General features: G+C 36.6%; 2 protein-coding genes. Both read right to left on the reverse strand.

Annotation, left to right across the window (positions count from 1 at the left end; translation table 11 throughout):
* The coding region (locus ACFVSH_RS25695; protein WP_387708590.1) for a DUF2935 domain-containing protein at nt 1-569 on the reverse strand (569 nt) is incomplete at its 3' end.
* Nucleotides 570-1,000: 431 nt separating this feature from the next.
* The coding region (locus ACFVSH_RS25700; RefSeq protein ID WP_387708592.1) for an ABC-F family ATP-binding cassette domain-containing protein at nt 1,001-2,222 on the reverse strand (1,222 nt) is incomplete at its 5' end.

Consider the following 2,222-nt stretch of genomic DNA (forward strand, 5'->3'; position numbering starts at 1 on the left):
TGATCAAAATCATTGCTAAAATTACGCGCCATATCCACCAGCTTTCTTTCCGACGGATCAAGGAGATGTCCGATGAATTTTGCATGATCCGCCATGATCCTTAAAAAGAAAACATTTTCTTTGATGATGGCATCTGCAAGTGGTTTCAATTTACCCTCATTTAATTCTTTTAATCGTTTTCTGAAATAATTGGCTTCCCTGCTTGTATGGTCGACTAAAAGTGGGAAATTGTTTGCACCAGGCAATTTACAGGTGAGTATCAGCCCCAATACCTTCCTTTTGAATAAAAATATTCCTGTAGCAGCTTGTTGCACTTCCGAGTTAAATATCCTGATCTGTTCAGGGTCAGCTTGATTTGTTAATGTATGGGATTGTTGTTCTATCCGTTCAAATAAATGATAAAACTGATTAGCCTCCTCAATTAACTGCGAATCTTCACATCTAAAACCTAGTCTTAAAAATAACGAGTGTTCCTTCATAATTCTTGACCAAAAACGAATCTCATCCAAAGAGCGGGCAACAAACATTCCCGATTTATTCCTCATAGCTTCCTGCATGTCCTCATTCATAACTAAAGCCCCCCCTTTTAAAACAAAACCATCATTAAATCTTATTAACAAAGGGACATTAGTATGCTGCTCAATTTGAATATAAATAAAATTACTAATATCCCTTTAGCACCTCAAACCAATTGGTGCTTGATGGCGTTTTTTATGATGAGTTCTTATGGAATCTCTTGAAGGGGAGTACCATGATCCATCCATGTTCTTGAAGAAAAACAAGCGGGTATATGTGATTCTGCATTTTAGCAAGAAGGGAAAATGGATATTGAATATAGGATGGCACCAAAAGCATGTAACAATGGAGATTCAAAGGGGGAATCGTATACCGTGGACTTTCTAAAAAAACTCGGCAACCATACTGTATAAAAAACCCTTAGACTTTATCTAAGGGTTCTCGCATTTTAATCCAGCAGTTACATTAGGCTACAATGGATTAGTCATTTGTCCCTAAGTTCATTTATTTTTTTCGTAAGCTCATTAAACTTCTTATCGAGTTCAGTGTAGGCTTTATCGTTTGGAGTCATAAAGCTAAGCTTTCCCAAAACTTCTTGTCTTTCTGTTTCAAGTGTTAATCGTAGTTCTTCCAAATCATCTCTTTTTGAGGATGATTCATACAATTGCTTTTGTATGTGAATGTTTGAAATGATAAGTTTGCTGCTAGTGATTTTTTCGAGAAAATATCGATCATGCGAAACGACGATTAACGTTCCAGTATACTGTGCTAAGGTATCTTCAAGTTGTTCCCTTGAAGATAAGTCCAGGTGATTTGTCGGTTCATCCAAAATAAGCACATCTTTTTCTTCCAGGATATATTCCATTAACTTACATTTGACTCGCTCACCCATACTCATGTTCTTAATGGGTTCTGTCCATTGAGATGCCGTGAAGCCTAAATGCTTCATTAAAGTTTGAACATTCCCTCTCGACTCGAAAATTTCTTTATGAAATAGCTGGGAGGGTGTTAGTTCAAGTGGTAAATCAAACACCTCTTGCGTCAAATAGCCAATTTTTGCAGATGGCGAAATCCAAACATTGCCCGCAAAATTTTCCCGTCCAAGAATTATTTTTAATAATGTCGTCTTTCCGCTGCCATTGGGACCTATTATGGCAACCTTCTCCCCATGCTGTATCGTGAAATTGACGTTTTTAAATAGCGTGCGCTCGTTAAAAGACTTAGTTAAATTCTGGACTTCCAAAAACCGTTTTCCCGACTTGTTTTTTGCTTTAATTGAAAAGCGTACAGTATATTCGGATTCAACAGGTTCAGCTTTTGCTTTTTCAAGCTCTTTTTCAAGACGCTTTTGTTTAGATTTTACCTGTGCATCCATTCGTTTTGCTTTTACGCGATAGTATTCCTTAACTCCTTCTTTTTTCGTCGATTGGGAATGGGCTTTTTTCGACCAAGAAGTGATTTCATTCATTTGTCCCTCAATCCGTTCAACCATTTTTTGCTGTTTTTCATATTCACGTTGTTGTGTAAGTCTTTTCTGTTTGCGAACTTCCATATAACTAGAATAATTCCCTCTGTGTTCAATTAGCTTTTTATCTTCAATCGACCAAATTTTCGTTGCAACAGCATCCAAAAAATAACGATCGTGCGAAACAAAAATAATGGTACCTCTATAATTTTTTATTTGTTCCTTAAGGAATTCTATACTG

Source organism: Peribacillus sp. NPDC058002 (assembly GCF_042886655.1).
Taxonomy (GTDB): Bacteria; Bacillota; Bacilli; order Bacillales; family DSM-1321; genus Peribacillus; species Peribacillus aracenensis.